17 protein-coding genes are annotated in these 16,945 nt (G+C 70.6%); 3 read left to right on the top strand and 14 right to left on the bottom strand.

The window, feature by feature from the left end; genetic code table 11:
• Nucleotides 1-4 precede the first annotated feature (4 nt).
• Both ACQ859_RS05500 and ACQ859_RS05495 read right to left on the bottom strand, forming a co-directional pair.
• Complete coding sequence (locus tag ACQ859_RS05500) at nucleotides 5-355, bottom strand: 5-formyltetrahydrofolate cyclo-ligase (RefSeq protein ID WP_431264909.1); 351 nt, start codon at nucleotides 353-355, stop codon at nucleotides 5-7.
• Complete coding sequence (locus ACQ859_RS05495) at nucleotides 327-536, bottom strand: hypothetical protein (RefSeq protein WP_431264908.1); 210 nt, start codon at nucleotides 534-536, stop codon at nucleotides 327-329. Before ACQ859_RS05495 ends, ACQ859_RS05500 begins: the two co-directional genes overlap by 29 nt.
• A 139-nt stretch (nucleotides 537-675) precedes the next feature.
• Between ACQ859_RS05495 and ACQ859_RS05490 the strand changes: the two genes are divergently transcribed.
• Complete coding sequence (locus tag ACQ859_RS05490; protein ID WP_431264907.1) at nucleotides 676-2,712, top strand: transglycosylase SLT domain-containing protein; 2,037 nt, start codon at nucleotides 676-678, stop codon at nucleotides 2,710-2,712.
• 50 nt (nucleotides 2,713-2,762) lie between these two features.
• A complete protein-coding gene (locus ACQ859_RS05485) occupies nucleotides 2,763-3,464 on the top strand; it encodes a glutathione S-transferase family protein (RefSeq protein WP_431264906.1) in 702 nt (233 codons plus the stop codon).
• Between the two features lie 88 nt (nucleotides 3,465-3,552).
• Here the strand turns inward: ACQ859_RS05485 and ACQ859_RS05480 are convergent, their stop codons facing one another.
• On the bottom strand, nucleotides 3,553-3,828 hold the full coding sequence (locus tag ACQ859_RS05480) for a hypothetical protein (RefSeq protein WP_431264905.1): 276 nt from the start codon (nucleotides 3,826-3,828) through the stop codon (nucleotides 3,553-3,555).
• A 160-nt stretch (nucleotides 3,829-3,988) separates the two neighbouring features.
• Between ACQ859_RS05480 and ACQ859_RS05475 the strand changes: the two genes are divergently transcribed.
• Complete coding sequence (locus ACQ859_RS05475) at nucleotides 3,989-5,230, top strand: multifunctional CCA addition/repair protein (RefSeq protein WP_431266469.1); 1,242 nt, start codon at nucleotides 3,989-3,991, stop codon at nucleotides 5,228-5,230.
• On the opposite strand, the gene ACQ859_RS05470 is transcribed toward ACQ859_RS05475, so the two are convergent.
• From ACQ859_RS05470 to purE, 11 genes are all read right to left on the bottom strand, one after another.
• Nucleotides 5,199-6,365 carry a class I SAM-dependent methyltransferase gene (locus ACQ859_RS05470; RefSeq protein WP_431266468.1) on the bottom strand — a complete coding sequence of 389 codons (1,167 nt, stop codon included), beginning with the start codon at nucleotides 6,363-6,365 and terminating at the stop codon, nucleotides 5,199-5,201. The genes ACQ859_RS05475 and ACQ859_RS05470 overlap by 32 nt on opposite strands.
• A gap of 26 nt (nucleotides 6,366-6,391) precedes the next feature.
• Nucleotides 6,392-8,494 (bottom strand): putative bifunctional diguanylate cyclase/phosphodiesterase, encoded by a 2,103-nt coding sequence (locus ACQ859_RS05465; RefSeq protein ID WP_431264904.1) that lies wholly within the window; start codon nucleotides 8,492-8,494, stop codon nucleotides 6,392-6,394.
• The gene (locus ACQ859_RS05460) at nucleotides 8,495-9,493 is read right to left on the bottom strand and encodes a uracil-DNA glycosylase (RefSeq protein ID WP_431264903.1); all 999 of its coding nucleotides are present in this window, start codon (nucleotides 9,491-9,493) and stop codon (nucleotides 8,495-8,497) included.
• Nucleotides 9,490-9,987, bottom strand: a complete 498-nt coding sequence (gene rimI / locus ACQ859_RS05455) for a ribosomal protein S18-alanine N-acetyltransferase (RefSeq protein ID WP_431259461.1) — start codon at nucleotides 9,985-9,987, stop codon at nucleotides 9,490-9,492. The genes ACQ859_RS05460 and rimI overlap by 4 nt, the downstream gene beginning before the upstream one ends.
• Nucleotides 9,984-10,706: a tRNA (adenosine(37)-N6)-threonylcarbamoyltransferase complex dimerization subunit type 1 TsaB gene (gene tsaB, locus ACQ859_RS05450; RefSeq protein WP_431264902.1), complete on the bottom strand. Its 723-nt coding sequence runs from the start codon at nucleotides 10,704-10,706 to the stop codon at nucleotides 9,984-9,986. Before tsaB ends, rimI begins: the two co-directional genes overlap by 4 nt.
• 91 nt (nucleotides 10,707-10,797) lie before the next feature.
• Nucleotides 10,798-11,496: an OmpW/AlkL family protein gene (locus tag ACQ859_RS05445; RefSeq protein WP_431264901.1), complete on the bottom strand. Its 699-nt coding sequence runs from the start codon at nucleotides 11,494-11,496 to the stop codon at nucleotides 10,798-10,800.
• A gap of 30 nt (nucleotides 11,497-11,526) precedes the next feature.
• A complete protein-coding gene (locus ACQ859_RS05440; protein WP_431264900.1) occupies nucleotides 11,527-12,924 on the bottom strand; it encodes an alpha/beta hydrolase family protein in 1,398 nt (465 codons plus the stop codon).
• Nucleotides 12,925-13,178: 254 nt separating this feature from the next.
• Nucleotides 13,179-14,117 carry an SGNH/GDSL hydrolase family protein gene (locus tag ACQ859_RS05435; protein ID WP_431264899.1) on the bottom strand — a complete coding sequence of 313 codons (939 nt, stop codon included), beginning with the start codon at nucleotides 14,115-14,117 and terminating at the stop codon, nucleotides 13,179-13,181.
• Nucleotides 14,118-14,139: 22 nt separating this feature from the next.
• The gene (locus ACQ859_RS05430; RefSeq protein ID WP_431266467.1) at nucleotides 14,140-15,138 is read right to left on the bottom strand and encodes an L-threonylcarbamoyladenylate synthase; all 999 of its coding nucleotides are present in this window, start codon (nucleotides 15,136-15,138) and stop codon (nucleotides 14,140-14,142) included.
• 25 nt (nucleotides 15,139-15,163) lie between these two features.
• The gene (locus ACQ859_RS05425; RefSeq protein WP_431264898.1) at nucleotides 15,164-16,336 is read right to left on the bottom strand and encodes a 5-(carboxyamino)imidazole ribonucleotide synthase; all 1,173 of its coding nucleotides are present in this window, start codon (nucleotides 16,334-16,336) and stop codon (nucleotides 15,164-15,166) included.
• On the bottom strand, nucleotides 16,336-16,800 hold the full coding sequence (purE, locus tag ACQ859_RS05420) for a 5-(carboxyamino)imidazole ribonucleotide mutase (protein ID WP_431261331.1): 465 nt from the start codon (nucleotides 16,798-16,800) through the stop codon (nucleotides 16,336-16,338). Before purE ends, ACQ859_RS05425 begins: the two co-directional genes overlap by 1 nt.
• Nucleotides 16,801-16,945: the final 145 nt, after the last annotated feature.

The raw sequence follows: 16,945 nt of genomic DNA, 5'->3' as shown, positions 1-16,945 counted from the left end.
CCGATCAGGGCGCGATGAGTTCGCGCTCCGTCAGCACGACCGTCAGTGCCTGGTCATGCGGCTGCACTTCGAAGGCCGCTTCGCAGCAACTCCATCCCAGGCCGATCGTCGTGACCCCGGGATGGGCCTCGATCCAGCGGTCGAAGTAGCCGCCGCCGTAGCCCAGCCGGAAGCCTTCCCGCGTGTAGCAGAGACAGGGCACCAGCAGCACTTCCGGCACCAGCACCGGGCCGGTCGAGCTGGGAATGCCGCATTCGTCCTTCACCGTCGGCTCCTGGCCATCCCAGCGCCGGAACGTCATCGCCGCCGGTCCGTGATCGCCGGCTTTACGCGCGAAGGGCAGCGCCAATTGCATCTCCCCCGAGCTTGTGGGTCGAGGCCCAGGCCGCTGCGTTAAATTCACCCTCCAGGGGCCAGTAGAGGCCGAGGGTCAGCGGCTCCAGCTGGCGCAGCAACGGCAGCAGTTGCTCGCCGAGCTTGTCGGCCGCGAGGCGCGCCTCGGCACCGGCCCACCATTCACGGCGGCGCGCCAGCAAGGCGCGGCGCAGTTCGCTCCGCTCATGGGGCCAGGTCTTGCCGGTTGCACCGGCGGCATCGGGAGCCGTGGGGAGTCACTCATCACAGGTCGGCATGAAGTTCGCTCGGATCACTGTAACCGCCCTCGCCTCCGCCAGCGTGACCGTCTCGGCCGCCGTCGGCGCCCTTGGCGCCCTCTGCCTGGCGACGGCCCTGCCCGCCGCCGCGCAGTCGAGCACGACCTTCACCGTCGTGCCCAATCCGCTGCCGCCGCTGCCGGACCTGGTCACCGACGCCCGTGAGGCCTGGCGCGTGCGCGACCGTTCGCGGCTGGCCTCGATGCGGCAGGCCGCTTTCGACCAGCAGCATCCGCTCGCCCCCTGGTTCGACTACTGGGAGCTGAACGCCCGCCTGTCCGAGGCCCAGCAGCCCGAGCTCAACGCGTTCTACGCGCGCTGGCCGGGCGCCTACGTCGAGGACCGGCTGCGCAACGACTGGCTGCTGGAACTCGGACACCGCCGCGACTGGGCCAACTTCCGCCGCGACCACGCCGCCTACAAGATGCAGGACGACCGCGAGGTGGCCTGCTACGCGCTGCTGGCGGATCCACCGGGACGCGACCTGCGCGACGCCGCGCGCGCCGCCTGGTTCGCGCAGCGCGACGCGGACGAGGGCTGCAACATGCTGGCGACGACGCTGCATGAGAACGGCCAGTTCAAGGACTCCGACGTCTGGCGCAAGCTGCGCTTCATCGTGGAGACCAACAAGCCGCGCGCGGTGAAGCAGGCCGGCGCGCTGCTGTCCAAGCCCGACCAGGAGGCGCTGGCCGAGCTGATGGACAAGCCGGACCGCTACCTCAAGCGCAAGGCCGCGGCCTCGCCGCGCGCCAAGGCCGAACTGACGATGCTGGCGCTGATGCGCCTGCTGGCGACCGACTACGACAAGGCGGACGACGACGTGCGCCGCTGGGCCGCCAAGCTGCCGAACGACCTGTCCGCCTGGCTCTGGGCGCAGTACGGCAGACAGGCGGCGCTGCGGCTGAAGGACGAGGCCAACGAGCACTTCGATCGCGCGATGAAGCTGCAGGCGAAGCTCGGCCCGGTCGAATGGAGCGACGACACGATCAGCTGGATGGCGCGCGCCGCGTTGCGCGGCGACGCGGGCGCGAGCCGGCCGGATCAGCTGATGTCGGCGCTCTCGCTGATGAAACCGTCGGACCAGAAAGACATCACCTGGCAGTACTGGCGCGCGAAGGCGCAGCAGCAGCTGGCGCCGACCGGCGCGGCGGGCGACGCCCAGCGCCGCGAGTCGCAGGACACGCTGCGCGCGATCGCCTCGCCACTGAGCTTCTACGGCAAGCTCGCCGCCGACGAGTTGAAGCTGCGCCTGCCGCTGCCGCCCACGCCCGCGGACCTGACCGCGGCGGAGCGCGCGCAGGCGCTGGCGAATCCGGGCATCCAGCGCGCGCTGCTGCTGCTGGCCGTCGGTCTGCGCAGCGAGGGCCAGCGCGAATGGAACTTCAGCCTGCGCGGCCTGTCGGACCGCGAGCTGCTGTCGGTCGCGCAGACCGCCTGCGAACGCGAACTCTGGGAGCGCTGCATCCAGACCAGCGAGCGCACGAGGACCGAGATCGACCTCGCCCAGCGCTTCCCGATGCCCTACCGCGCGGACGTGCTCAAGCAGTCGACGGCGATGGGCCTGGACCCGGCCTATGTCTACGGGCTGATCCGCCAGGAATCGCGCTTCATGATGGATGCGCGCTCGCACGTCGGTGCCGGCGGCCTGATGCAGGTGATGCCGGCGACCGCGAAGTGGACGGCCAAGAAGCTGGGCGTCGACTTCAAGCCCGACATGCTGCATGACCGCGACACCAACCTGCGCCTGGGCACCGGCTACCTGAAGCTGGTGATGGACAGCTTCGAGGGCTCGCAGGCGATGGCCGCGGCGGCGTACAACGCCGGCCCGAACCGGCCGCGCCGCTGGCGCGACGGACCACAGCTCGACGCCGCGATCTGGACCGAGAACATCCCCATCTGGGAGACCCGCGACTATGTGCGCAAGGTGCTGTCCAACGCGACGATCTACGCGCAGCTGATGGGCCGCGAGACCGGCACCGTGCTGCGCGACCGGCTCGGCCGCGTCATCGGTCCGGCGGCGGCGTCGGCCCCGGACATCCCGGCCAACGGCACGAACTGACCCCCAGCGCGCCGGCGATGGCGCGCAGTCCCTAGCAGAGAGATTTCCGCATGCAGCTGATCATCGGCAACAAGAACTACTCGTCCTGGTCGATGCGCCCGTGGGTGCTGATGAAGGCGCTGGGCATCGACTTCCAGGAGCGGATCGTCCGCTTCGACTTCACGCCCGACTCGGCCTTCTACCGCGAGATCGGCGCGGTCACGCCGGCCGGCAAGGTGCCGGTGCTGGTCGACGACGGCCTCGCGGTCTGGGATTCGCTGGCGATCGTCGAATACCTGGCCGAGCGCTTCCCCGACAAGGCCGTCTGGCCGCGCGACGCCCGCCAGCGCGCGCGGGCGCGCAGCCTCTGCGCGGAGATGCACAGCGGCTTCGGCCAGCTGCGCACCCACTGCATGATGAACATCGACGCCGACCTGGCGACGGTCGGCGAGCGCCTGATGCGCAGCGAGGCCGGCCTGCGCAAGGACCTCGCCCGCGTGGTGGAACTGTGGACCGACGCGCTGACGCAGAGCGGCGGACCGTTCCTGTTCGGCGAGTTCGGCGCGGCGGACGCGTTCTACGCGCCGGTCGTGATGCGGGTGACCCGCTACGGACTGCCGTTGCCGGCCGCGTTGAAGGCCTACACGGACGCCGTGCAGGCCGCACCGGGCGTGCGCGAATGGATCGCCGACGCGCTGGCGGAGAAGGATTTCCTCGACTTCGAGGAACCGTACCGCGACGTCAGCGGACCGGTGCCGGTGCTGAAACCCTGAGGAGGGCCCGGCCGCCGGCAATGAAAAGCCGCCTTCTACAGCCTGTGCGGGCAGGCGGCGAAAGGCGGCGAGGTGGACCGGCGCGAAATCAGTGGTCGCGGCGGCGGCGCACCATGAATCCGGCAGCCAGCAGGCCGCCGAGCATCATGGCTTGGTTCGTGGGCTCGGAGACGAAGGACGGCATGACGGTGTCCGCGCCTTCCTGCTCATTGACATCGGCCAACTGCGCGGGCGCAGGCTGGCTCTGGCGGGTGAAACTGGTGTCAGCGGCGACGTGCACGACATTCGTGTCCGGCGCCTGCTGCTCCTGTGCCTGGGCGGCGAGACCAATTCCGCCCAGCAGGAGGAGAAGAACAGACTTCATTCAAGATACTCCCTACTGCTATGCCGCCCTGCCTGACTACAACGTCTCTCTCGGTAGCTGGCCTGTTTGAACAGGCACTGGTGTGCAGGTGGCATTGGTGAATATACGGATGGATAGCCTAATGGAGGTATCCCCTTTATCAGGGATGCTGCGCCGCAACATGAGTGATCAGATGTATCTCGTTGGAGGGGCCGTCCGGGACGCGCTCCTGGGGCTGCCCGTGCAGGACCGTGATTGGGTCATGGTCGGAGCGACGCCCAAGTCCTTGATCGACAAGGGATTTCTTCCCGTCGGCAAGGATTTCCCGGTGTTCCTGGATCCCGTGACCCATGAAGAGGTGGCATTGGCCCGGACGGAGCGCAAGACGGCCGCCGGGTACCACGGCTTCCAGTTCCACACCGCCCCGGATGTCACCCTTGAAGAGGACCTCGTCCGCCGGGACCTGACGATCAATGCGATGGCCCAGGCGGCCGACGGGACGATCGTGGACCCTTACGGCGGCCGGCGCGATCTCGAAGCCCGGGTGCTGCGTCACGTCTCGGACGCCTTCGCGGAGGATCCGGTACGCATCCTCCGCCTGGCGCGTTTCGCGGCGCGCTTCGGCGACTTCACCGTGGCGCCGGAGACGATGGCGCTGATGCGCGGCATGGTGGCCGCTGGCGAGGCCGATGCGCTGGTCGCCGAGCGCGTCTGGCAGGAGGTCGCGCGGGGCCTGATGGAAGGCCATCCGGCGCGGATGATCGAGATCCTGCGCGACAGCGGCGCGCTGGCGCGCATCGCCCCTGAACTGGCACGCCTGTTCGGCGTGCCGCAGCCCGAGGCGCACCACCCGGAGGTCGACACCGGCGTCCACGTCCTGCTGGTGCTCGAGGAATGCGCGCGCGTCGAGGCGCCGCTGCCGGTGCGGTACGCCTCGCTGTGCCACGACCTCGGCAAGGGCACGACGCCCGAGGAGGAGTGGCCGCGCCACCTGAAGCACGAGTCACGGGGCGTCGAGCTGGCGGCGGCGCTGTCGCAGCGCTGGCGCGTGCCGTCTGACTGCAAGGAGCTGGCGGAGTTGGTCGCGCGCGAGCACACGCATGTGCATCAGAGCCTGGACTTCAGCGCCGAGGCGCGCCTGCGCCTGATCGAGCGTTGCGACGCGCCGCGCCGGCCGGAGCGCTTCGCGCAGCTGCTGCTGGCCTGCGAATGTGATGCCCGCGGCCGCACGGGCTTGCGCGATCGACCCTATCCGCAGCGCCAGGCCTTGCTGCACGACCTGCGCGCCGTGCAGTCGGTCGATCAGGCGGCGATCTCCGCGGCCGCGCTGGCGGCCGGCAAGCAGGGCCCGGCCATCGGCCAGGCGATCCACGAGGCCCGCAAGGCCGCGCTCAGAGCGTGTGAGAGCGATCGCCCGCGCTGAACCCCAGCGCGTCGAATCCCTCGCCCGGCGCGAAGCCGACGACCTTGAACAGCTCGCCCATCTCGTGCTCGGCGATCAGCCGGTGGGCCATGCCGCGATGCGCGAGGTCGGCATCGCTCATCAGGTCGACCAGGCCGCAATTGATCAGGAAGTTGGCCTGGCTGGTGTAGCCCAGCACCATCAGCCCCGCATCCTGCCCCGTCACCGCGATGCCGGTGAAGTTCACGTGCGCGGTGATGTCCTTCTGCCCCGGCAGGGCCAGCGGATCGGGGTCCGAGCGGTGCAGGTGGTGGCACATCAAGGTGCCGCCGGTGCGCTGCGGGTGGTAGTACTCCGACTCCGGGAATCCGTAGTCGATGAAGAACGCCGCACCGCGCTTCAACCGTTCCGCGAGCGTGCGCACGAAGGCCTCGGCCTGCGGATGGATCTCCGTCACCGTCCCGGGCACGAAGCCCACGTCGTGCTCCGGCGGCGTCGGCGGCCGCGCCTCGCCCGGGCGATCGACGAAGTGCAACGCGCCCAACCCGTCCAGGCCCACGCCGCGCTGCAACCAGTGCTGCCCGTCCCAGCGCAGGAGCTCGACCGGGATCGCATCCAGCAGCTCGTTGGCGACCAGCACGCCGTGGATCTCGTCGGGCCAGCGGTCCAGCCACTCGACGCGCGGCGCGAATCGCGCCAGCCGCTCCGCCTGCCGCTCGCGCAACGTGCCGGACAGGTCGACGATGTAGTACCTGGCCACCGGCGTCCCGGCCGCGTCCAGCGTCTCCAGCAGCTGCGCCGCCAGCGCGCCGCTGCCGGCGCCGAACTCGATCACCGTGTCGGTGCCGCTGACGGCGAGCGCCTGGGCCACCTGCTTCGCCAGCGCGCGCCCGAACAGCGGCGACAGCTCCGGCGCCGTCACGAAATCCGAGCCCTGCTGCGGCATCGTGCCGAACTTGCGCCGTGCGTTGGCGTAGTAACCCACGCCCGGCGCATACAGCGCCAGGCTCATGTAGCGGTCGAAGGGCAACCAGCCGCCGGCGGCCGCGATTTCATCGCGCAGCAGCGCGGCCATGGCGGGATCGGTCGCGTGGGCTGACGCCCCCGGTGCATCCGGACGGGAAGCGCCATGCGGCGCGGACGCCGCGCCGTTCAGGCGGGCGGAATCTGGTGTCTTTGAAGTCATGTGTCGATTCCGGGAAGCGTCGGCTGGCCACGCGCGGCCAGCCAGGCTTCGAATTCTTCGGCGGGCATCGCCGGGGCGATCACCTCGCCCTGCAGTTCGTCGCAGCCCCACTCGGCCAGCAGGTGCCATTGCCGCGCGTTGCGCACGCCTTCGGCACCGACGCGCATGCCCAGGCCCTTGGCCATCTGCACCATGGCGCGCGTGATCGCGGCCGCGCCCCGATCGTCCGGCAGCACCGCGACGAAACTCTGGTCGATCTTGAGCTTGTCCAGCGGCAGCCGGATCAGCTGGTTCAGCGCCGTGTAGCCGGTGCCGAAGTCGTCGATCGAGATCGCCAGCCCCTGGGACCGCAGCGTCTGCAGCAGCTCGGGCAGCCGGTCGATCTCCTCGGTGAGCATGCGCTCGGTCAATTCGAGCTCCAGCCACTCGCCGGGCATGCCGGCCGTCTTCAGCACGTGGGCCACCGACTTCGAGAAGCTGGCCAGCCGGAACTGCATGCTCGACAGGTTCACCGCGATCGGTATCGCGGCGACGCCGCGCTCGTGCCAGGCGCGCGTCTGCCGCGCGGCCTCGTACATCACCCACTCGCCCAGCGGCAGCATCAGGCGGTGACGCTCGGCCACGACGATGAAGGCATCCGGCGTCAGCAGGCCGCGTTCCGGGTGCCGCCAGCGCAGCAGCGCCTCCGCGCCGACCAGCTCGCCGGTGCGCGCGTCGACCTGCGGTTGATAGAAGAGCACGAACTCGTCCGCCGTCAGCGCCTGTGCCAGTTCGGTCTCCAGCACCAGATCCGCGTAGGCGTTCTCGGCCATCGCCTGCTCGAAGAAGCGGTAGGTCGCACGGCCCGCGGCCTTCGCGAGGTACATCGCGGTGTCGGCGTGCTGCAGCAGTTCCTCGGGCGACTCGCCGTGCTCCGGGTACATCGCCACGCCGATCGACGGCGTCACCGACAGGTCGCGGCCGTCCGCCTGCACCGGCACCTCGACGACGCTCAGCAGCGCGTTGAGCACGGTCTGCACGTCCTTGCGCTGGTGCACGTCCTCGAGCAGCACGACGAATTCGTCGCCGCCGAAACGCGCCACCAGGTCGCTGCCGCGCAGGCCGCCGCGCAGCCGCTCGGAGACGGTCCGCAGCACGCGGTCGCCCTCGAAATGCCCCAGCGAATCGTTGACCCGCTTGAAGTTGTCGAGGTCGATGAACAGCAGCGCGGCGCGGCGCGCGTTGCCCTGCGAGAGCCGCTCGCGCAGCCGTTCCATGAAGGTCGCGCGATTCAGCAGGCCCGTCAGCGGATCGTGCTGCGCGAGGTGCTGGATGCGCGCCAGCGCCTCCAGGTGCGGGCGCAGGTCGCGGACGATCGTCATCCGCAGGCGCTCACCGTTGCGCCACAAGGTCCGCACGATGAACTCGACGTCGATGCGCTCGCCGCTGCGATGCAGGATCGCCGTCGGATAGCGGGTCTCCTGCCCGGACATCATCACGTCGCGCACGGTGTCGACCTGGTCCGGCGCGATCATCGACAAGGCGGACCGTCCCACCAGTTCCTCGAGCGCGTACCCGACCAGCTCGCACAGCGGCGGGTTCACATCGGTCATCACGCCGTCGCGATGGAAGACGATGCCCTCCATCGACGCCTGCATGAACTTGCCCAGCCGCTCCTCGGAATCGCGCACCGCCAGCTCGGCCTCGCGGAAGCGGGTGATGTCGGAGATCAGCACGAAGCTCGACTGCACCTCGTCGCCGCCGGGCGGCACGTAGGGGATCAGGTTGACCTCGATCCAGCGCGGGCTGCCGTCGCGACGCTCCAGCCGGCGCTCGTAGCTGACGCTGATGCGCTCGCGCAGCACGCGCTGCACGTGCGGCTCGATCTCCTGCGAGGCCTCCTCGCCGATGATCTGCGCGAAGGTGCGGCCCAGCACGCTGACCTCATCCAGGCCGAAGCTGCGCGCGTACTGGCGGTTGGCGAATCGGCAGGTGCGCGTCGCCGCGTCGAAGACGGCGATCAGCACCGGCACGTTGTCGGCGAGCAGCCGGAACTGCGCGGCCTGGTCTTCGGCCGAGGGCGCCGGCGTGGCCGGCAGAGGCGGCACCGGCGCGTTCATTCAGTCCGTCCCGGTCGTCGACGGCACGGCGGGCGTGGCGCCCGCAGTGGCAGCGTCGTCGCGCGGCGGTGACTCATCCAGCGTCTTCAGCGCCAGGCAGAGGTCCTCCCACGCGCGGGCCTTGTCCGGCAGGTTGCGCAGCAGGTAGGCCGGGTGGTACGTGACGACCAGCGGCACGCCCTGGTAGCGGTGGACGCGCCCGCGCAGCCGGCCGATCGGCTCCTGGCTGCGCAGCAGCTGCTGCACCGCGAAGCGGCCCATCGCCAGGATGATGCGGGGCTGGATCAGGTCGATCTGGCGCTGCAGGAAGGGCTCGCACTGCGCCAGCTCCGACGGGTCCGGATTGCGGTTGCGCGGCGGGCGGCACTTCAAGGTGTTGGCGATGTAGACCTGACGTTCCGGCGGTCCTTCGCCGCGACCCAGGCCGACCGCGCGCAGCATGCTGTCCAGCAGCTTGCCGGCGGCGCCGACGAAGGGCTCGCCCTGCAGGTCCTCCTGCTCGCCCGGCGCTTCGCCGACGACCATCCAGTGCGCGCGCTCGTTGCCGACGCCGAACACCGTGTTCTTGCGCGACTCGCAGAGCCCGCAGGCACGGCAGGAGGCGACCTCGTCGCGCAGGCCGGGCCAGTCCAGACGGGCGATGGCCTCGCGCGCCAGGCCACGGGCCTGGACGAGCGCGGCATCGGCGGCGGCCGCCGCGGTCACGGGCGCCGCGACCGGCGCGGCCATGCGTGCGGCCGGCGCGGCGGACGGCGACCTCGCCGCCGGCTCCGGCGCGCGGCGCGGTGCCGGGGGCTCGGCGATCGCGACGTCCGCATCGGCCATCGGCGCGCGCATCGCCGGCGCTGCAGGAGGCTCGACGGATCGCGCGGGCATGACGGCGCGCGGTGCCGTGGCGGCGACGGGCGCTGTCTCGGTATTGGGCGATCCGGACGGCGGCGTCCACAGCTTGAGGCCCATCGCCTCCAGCATCGCGCGTTGACGATCGTTCCAGCTCATGCGGCGGGCTCCATCAGGCGCAGCGTCATCAGGATCGCATCCTCCCGGCCATCCGTACCGGGGTAGTAGCCGCGACGCAGGCCGCTCTGCACGAAGCCGTAGCGCTCATAGAGCCGGCGTGCGCGGACGTTGCTCTCGCGCACCTCCAGCCACACCTGGTGGCAGCCGCGCGCCCGCGACAGCAGGCCCAGCGCGTCGAGCATGCGGCGCGCCAGTCCCTGCCCCTGCCGCTCCGGGGTGACGGTGATGTTGAGCAGGTGCATCTCGTCGATCACCTGCATCGCAAGGAAGTAGCCGCAGAGCCTGGCCTGCTCGTCGCGCAGGACGAAGCCGGCATAGCCTGCGGCCATCGAATCGATGAAGTTGCCGCGCGTCCACGGATGGGTGTAGGAGACGGCCTCGATGGCCATCACCTCGTCGAGGTCCAGCGCACGCAGCGGCTGCAGGGCCTGCAGCGACGGCGGCCACGTCAGGTCGCGGGGTTGGGCGCTCATCTCGTGATCGCTCCCTTGGCGGCTTCGCGCTCGGCCGTCGTGAGGGCGACCTTGTCGCGCACGTACAGCGGCAACGCGTTCGCGGCATCCTCCGCGAGGCCCGCATCGAAGGCCTGCCGCGCGAGCGCGCCCAGCGCGCGTGCGCGCGACGCGGTGGCGGGGAAGCGCCGGGCCGGGCCGGTGTCGAGCGCGAAGGCGCTCAAGGCGGAGCCGGCGACGATCGCCGGCGGTTCCTCGCGCCACAGCGCCTGCAGTGGATCGAGGTCGGTCAGCAGCGGCTCGACGATCGCGGACCAGCGCGTGCCGTTCCAACGATAGCGGCCCAGGTAGATCTGGTTCATGCGGGCGTCCATGGCGACCCACACCTCGAGCGATGACGCCGCGTCGCCGGCGGCGACGAGCTGCTGTCGCGCGTCCTCCGCGACCAGCATCAGGCTGTCCAACGCCAGCACCGGCTTGCCGGCGCCGAACGCCAGGCCCTGCGCCACCGAGCAGGCGGTGCGAAGTCCCGTGAAGGCGCCGGGTCCGCGGCCGAAACCGACGGCGTCCACGGCAGCCAGCGTCAGGCCGGCCTGCTTCAGCAGCGCCATCACGTCGGGGACCAGCCGCTGCGAGGCCAAGGCTCCGCCATCGGCGTCCACAAAAGCAGCATGGCCCTGGCCAACGAGGGCCAGAGCCATGTGTTCGGTCGAGCTATCGAGGGCCAGCAACACGCTCATGCGACAAGTGTAGTGGCCCGGGACATCGCGGGGCGGGGAGATCCCCCGCCGCGGCGCCCGTGTCCGGTCAGCCGTTCGAGCGGAAGTCCGATCAGAACGAGTAACCCAGCGACAGCGTGTACACCACCGGACGGAAGTTGATGTCCGTGTGCAGCTCTTCCACGCCGTCCTTGGTCGTCGTGTACGAACGCATCTTGCTGCGCACGTCCGCGTAGGCGACCGTCGCGTTCAGCGACCACTGCTTCGTGTACGCCACGGTGAAGCCCGCGTGGGCCGCGAGGCCCCACGAGTTCTCCAGCGTGATGCGGGTCGGGCCGCCGCTGATCGCGTCGCCGGTGGGCGTGCTGCGCTTCTTCTCGAAGTAGGTGTAGTTCACGCCCGCGCCGACGAAGGGATGGACCTTCGGGATCCATTCGCCGAGGTGGTAGTTCACGAACACCGTCGGCGGCATCTGGCGCACGACCGCGATCTGGCCGGCATTGCGGAGCACGCCATTGCCGTAGATCTTGTGCGACGGCGGGATGCCCAGCGCGACCTCGCCGCTCCAGCTCGGCAGGAAACGGTAGGTGTAGCCGAAGCCCGTGGTGGTCGCGTCACCGACGCGGATCTGCGCGCCCGGTGCCGGGAACTGGCGGCTGCCGCCTTCCAGCGGACCGGCCTTGCTGTTCACGTCGATGTGCGCCAGGCCCAGGTAGACCGTGTGCGTGCCGACCGCCGGCTCCTCGGCGCGGGCGGCGCCCGCCAGTGCCATCAGCGAGGCGGCCAGGATGAGGGTGATGTTCTTCTTCATGAATGATGTCTCCGTTCTGGTCGTCGGCGATTACGGCTGAGCAGCCAGGACCGATTGGAAGAAGCCGCGTGCCAGCGCATTGCAGAACGGCGGGACCAGCGTGCCGTGATAGGCGCCCTGCACCGCCGCCGCGCCGGCCGCACCGCCGCCCGCCGCGGCGGACGTCGCCGCCTTGGCTTGCGCGAAGCCGCCCGCGATCGTGGCGGCCGTCACCTGGCCGGCCCAGGCCATCGAGGCCGAGCTTTCCAGGTTGGACGCCGGGTACTGCTTGCCGCGCGTGGCGAAATCGGCCTGCGCCTGGAGCGTGTTGGTGAAGAACACCGTCGGGTCGCCCGAGCCGCCGCACAGCGCGACCGGCGCCTTCGGCGTCCAGCCCAGCAGCGTGTTGGTCTGCAGCGCCTTGCGGAAGTTGGAGGTCGGGTACGCGGTCTTGAAGGCCGGGTTCAGCAGGCCACCGGTGCCGAACAGGTTGGTGAAGGTCGGGTCGTTCGGCAGCTTGCCGGCGGCGATCAGCTCGCCGACCGACTGCTTCGACGGGAACAGCGTTTCCGCGGTCGCGGCGAACTGCGACGCGTACACGTCGGTCGGGGCCGAATAGATGTTGCCGTAGGCCTTCTGGTAGCTGGTCAGCATCAGCGGCAGGAACAGCGTCGCGCCGGCGTTGACCGGACCGGTGGTGACGATCGTGTCGCCGAAGCCCACCAGGTTGTACGGGCCGGACATCGGCGCGGCGGCGGTGACGGTGAATTCGGACGCGTAGTCGCGCTCCATCACCTTCTGCGTGGCCATGGCCACGTGACCGCCCTGCGAATAGCCGGCGAGCAGCAGCTTGGCGGACGGCTTGACTGAGCTTTCGGCCGCCAGATGGGTACGCGCGGCGCGCATCGCGTCGACCATCTCGATCGCGGATTGCTCGGCGTTCAGGTAGGTCGTGTACTGGGCGCCGGAACGGTCGTAGCCGAGGTAGTTCGGCGCTACAACGATGAAGCCCTGGGCGGCGTAGAACGCGGCGACCAGCGAGCCTTCGGCGTTGGAGTCGATCTGGGCAATGTTGTAGCCCTGGTCAGTCGTCGTGCCATGGGCATAGAGCACCACGGGACGGTTGCCCGTGCAGGCAGCGCCGGTACCGGCCGGCACCAGCACCGCGGCGGAGGCCGTCGCCGGCAGACCTTGGGGATCACGCGTCCAGTAGTAGACGTAGCGCACGTCCACGTCGCAGGCGGCTTTGCCGGTCAGCGCCTGCACGCCCTTGGCCAGCGTGCCCGCGTCGATCGTCGCGGCGGTGGCCGCGCCGGCCTTCAGGCCCAGTTCGAGGGTACCGCGCGCCGGCGGGGGATCGTCACTCGCGGGGCTGCTGCCGCCGCCGCAGGCGCTCAGCATGGCCACGGCGGCCAGAGTCAGGCTGGCCAGTTTGAATTGGCTGTTCATTCGGACTTCTCCAGGGGTTGTCTCCGTCGTCTGCACCGTCCCGGCTGTTGCGGTCGGCACTAAATCGAACGGTCGTTCGTTTTTCTCAGGGATCACTTTAAGCGCACGTCCGGCGGCGCTTACAAAGGAAAACCCTGACAAGCCGCAGCATGCCAGGGTCGGGGGGACGACGGACGCACAACCTGACCCTTGCGAGGCGCGGCTGCAACACTCCCGTCATCGAACTGCGCGCGATGCGCGCGGACGGATCGTCTTCAGAACGGGTTGTTGCTCGCCCGGTTGACGGCCTGGTTGGCCATGTTGGTGTGCATCACCGGCGAGACCAGCAGGTCGCTGGCCCACATGTGCGTGGCCGCCGTCGCGTTGGCCACCAGCGTCTTGTCGGTGCAGACCGGCGGCAGCGAGGTCGTCAGGCAGGCGCCCTCGATCGAGTTGGTCGCGCCGTACAGCGTCGGATAGCGGCTCATCGTGCCCATCAGTTCATCGGTCAGGATGAGGCCGATGTAATGGCCGTCGTTGCGGATCTTCAGGCGCATGCCGGCATTGAAGCGGCGCGACAGTTCCGACAGCAGCGCGGCACGGTCGGTGTCGGCGTGGGCGGCCTTCTCCTTGATCGCGAACGGCGACAGGCCCATGTCCTGCACGGTGGACAGGATGATGCGGCCGTTGGCGTCGACGATGCGGTTGACCTGCGCGGCCAGCGCCTCGCCGCGCGCCTGCGCCGAGTTGCCCAGCGTGCCCGCGTCCAGCGCGGGGAACTGCGCGTACAGCTCGAGCACGTCGTTGGCGCCGGCCAGGACGGTGACCAGGTCCTTCGGATTGAAGCCGTCGAGCGCGAACTGGCGGTCGATCTGAGCGGCCACGTCGGCGACCTTGGCACCGGCGGCGGCATACATGCGCGCGGTCGGCGTGGCCAGCTTGTCCGGGTTGCATTCCGCGAACACGAGGCCGAAGTGGCCCGCGAGCTGCTGCGTCCAGACCTGGTTGAGGCCGCAGGTCACGACCGCGGTGGTCGCGTCGGTGCCGTTGATCGTGTACTTCGTGCCGTCGCTGCGGATGGCGCTGGTCTCGTCGCCGAAGGCGAGGGCGCGCGTCGGACGGAAGGGGTCGATCTGCTCGCCGCCGCCACCACAGGCGGCCAGCAACGCGGTCGCACCCAGCAGCACGGCCAGGTGGCGCTTCACACTCTTCATGAACTCTCCAAATCTCGAAAACTCAGCGGGGCGCGAAGGCCGCCGCCGCGCGGGACAAGCGGTCCCGCACCCCATCCCAGGCGGCCTCTTGCGGGGGCGCCTCGATCCAGATCTCCGTCGCGCCGGCTGCGTCCAGCTCGCGCAGGACGGCAAACAGCTGACGCGCCGCCGCACGCGCCTGGGCCGGCATGGCCCGGTGCAGCGCGGGAGCGCCCGTCCCGTCGAAGGACGTGCGGGAATATACCGCCAGCCCCGCCGGACGGTGGCCCGCCAGCGCGTCGCGTAACGCTTCCGGGGTCATCAGCCGGACGGTGGCCCGCGGCGCGTAATGCGCAGCCAGTGTGCCCGAGGCGCGTGGCGCCTGGGCATCGGGCGCTTGTAAAGCGAGGCCCGCCGCGGCTTCCAGCTGTTCCGGCGTCAGCACGCCCGGTCGCAGCAGCACCAGGCCGCCGCGGCTGACGTCGACGATCGTCGATTCGATGCCGACGTCGCAGGGACCGCCGTCCAGCACGGTCAGGCCAGGGTCGAATTCGTCGGCCACATGCGCGGCGGTGGTCGGGCTGACACGGCCGAATCGGTTGGCGCTCGGCGCGGCCAGGCCCTCGACGCCGAGGGCGCGGCACTCGGCCATCAGCGCGCGGAAGACCGGATGCGACGGGCAGCGCAGGCCCACCGTATCCTGTCCACCGGCGGCCGCCGCGGCGATGCCCGGCACCCGCCGGACGATCAGCGTCAGCGGACCGGGCCAGAAGGCCTCGATCAGCCGGTGGGCGACGGGGGGCAGGTCTTGCCCGAAGACGCGGGCCCCCTGCTCGTCGAGCACGTGCACGATGAGCGGGTGGTCGCTGGGGCGTCCCTTGGCGGCGAAGATCTTCGCGACGGCCTCGTCCCGGTCGGCGCGCGCCGCGAGGCCGTAGACCGTCTCGGTCGGCACGCCGGCCAGTTCCCCCGCGGCGAGCACGCGCGCGGTGGCACGCACCGCCTCGGGCGAGGCGTCGGGGGACAGGCCATCGAGCACCACGGCGCCGGACTCCGTCACCACGCCGTCACCACGTGTCCGGCAGGCCGAGCAGCGCGCAGGCGCTCCGGGCGTTCGCGCGGGCCTCGTCGGCGGTGGCGCCGATCACGTTCAGGTGACCCATCTTGCGACCGTGGCGCGCCTGCGCCTTGCCGTACAGGTGCAGCTCGGCGCCCGGCAGCGCCAGCACGCCGGCCCAGTCGGGCGTCCGTTCCCGGCCGTCCGCGTCGAACCACAGGTCGCCCAGCAGGTTCAGCATCACCACCGGCGAATGCAGGCGCGGCTCGCGCAGCGGCAGGCCGGCCATCGCGCGGACCTGCATCTCGAACTGCGAGACGTCGCAGGCGTTCATCGTGTAGTGGCCCGAGTTGTGCGGACGGGGCGCCATCTCGTTGACGACCAGGCGGCCGTCCTTCAGCACGAAGAACTCGACGCACAGCACGCCGACGTAGCCCATGCCGGTCGCGATCGCGGCGGCCGAGCGGCGCGCCTGCGCCTGCAGCGCCTCGTCGACGTCCGGCGCGGGCACCTCGGTGACGGCCAGGATGCCGTCGCGGTGCAGGTTCTGCTGGACCGGGAAGGTCACGACCCCGCCGTCGGCGCCACGCACGACCAGGACGCTCAGCTCCAGTGCCAGCGGCAGCATCTGCTCGAGCACGCAGTCGACGCGTCCCAGTTCATCGAAGGCGGCGGCGAGCTGTGCGCGGTCGGCGACGCGGCGCTGACCCTTTCCGTCATACCCGAGCCGGGCGGTCTTGAGGATGCCGGGCAGCAGGGCGTCGGGCACGGCGGCCAGGTCGGCCACGCCCGGCTCGCCGTGGCGCAGCACCGCATACGGCGCGCACGGCACGCCGCTGGCGTCGAAGTGGGCCTTCTCGCGGGCGCGGTCCTGGCAGACCGCCACGGCGGACGCGCCGGGCGCGACGACGCGCACCCGCGCCAGGTGCTCCAGCGCGCGGGCGGGCACGTTCTCGAATTCGGTGGTGATGGCGTCGCAGCGGCGCGCGAGGTCGTCGAGCGCCGCCGGATCCAGGTAGTCGGCCTTCAGGTGCTCCTGGGCGACCGCGCCGGCGGGGCTGGACGCGTCCGGGTCCAGCACCACGCAGCGGTAGCCCAGCGCCTGCGCGGCATGGACGAACATGCGGCCGAGCTGGCCGCCTCCCAGCACGCCCAGCGTCGCGTCACCCGGCAGCAGCGGCATCAGCGCAGCTCCTCGGTCATCGCGGTGGCGGCGGCGGTCTGGCGCTTGCGGAAGGCGTCGAGCTTCGCGCGCAGGTCCGGGTTGTCGCGGGCCAGCACGGCCACGGCGAACAGCGCGGCGTTGCCCGCGCCGGCGGTGCCGATGGCGAAGGTCGCGACGGGGATGCCCTTGGGCATCTGCACGATCGAATGCAGCGAATCCACGCCCTGCAGATGGCGGCTGGCGACCGGCACGCCGAGCACCGGCACCAGGGTCTTGGCGGCCAGCATGCCGGGCAGGTGGGCGGCGCCGCCGGCGCCGGCGATGATCGCCCGCAGCCCGCGGCCTTCGGCCTGTTCGGCATAGGCGAACATCTCATCGGGCATGCGGTGGGCCGAAACGACCCGTGCCTCGAACGGCACGCCGAACTCGGTGAGAATGTCGGCGGCGTGCTTCATGGTCTCCCAGTCACTGCTGGAGCCCATCACCACGCCGATGAGGGGAGCGATGTCGGGAGTGGTGGCGCTGCTCACGGGTCGGTCCTCGATCTGCAAATCGTGAAACCTTGAATTGTAGGCGGGGAGCCTCAGGTGCCGTTCTTGCCGTCGAAGTCCCGTCCGGCTGACCGCA

Origin of the sequence: Roseateles chitinivorans, from assembly GCF_050632235.1 — a bacterium.
Taxonomy (GTDB): Bacteria; Pseudomonadota; Gammaproteobacteria; order Burkholderiales; family Burkholderiaceae_C; genus Roseateles; species Roseateles chitinivorans_A.
This window is presented reverse-complemented; position numbering and strand designations above follow the sequence as displayed.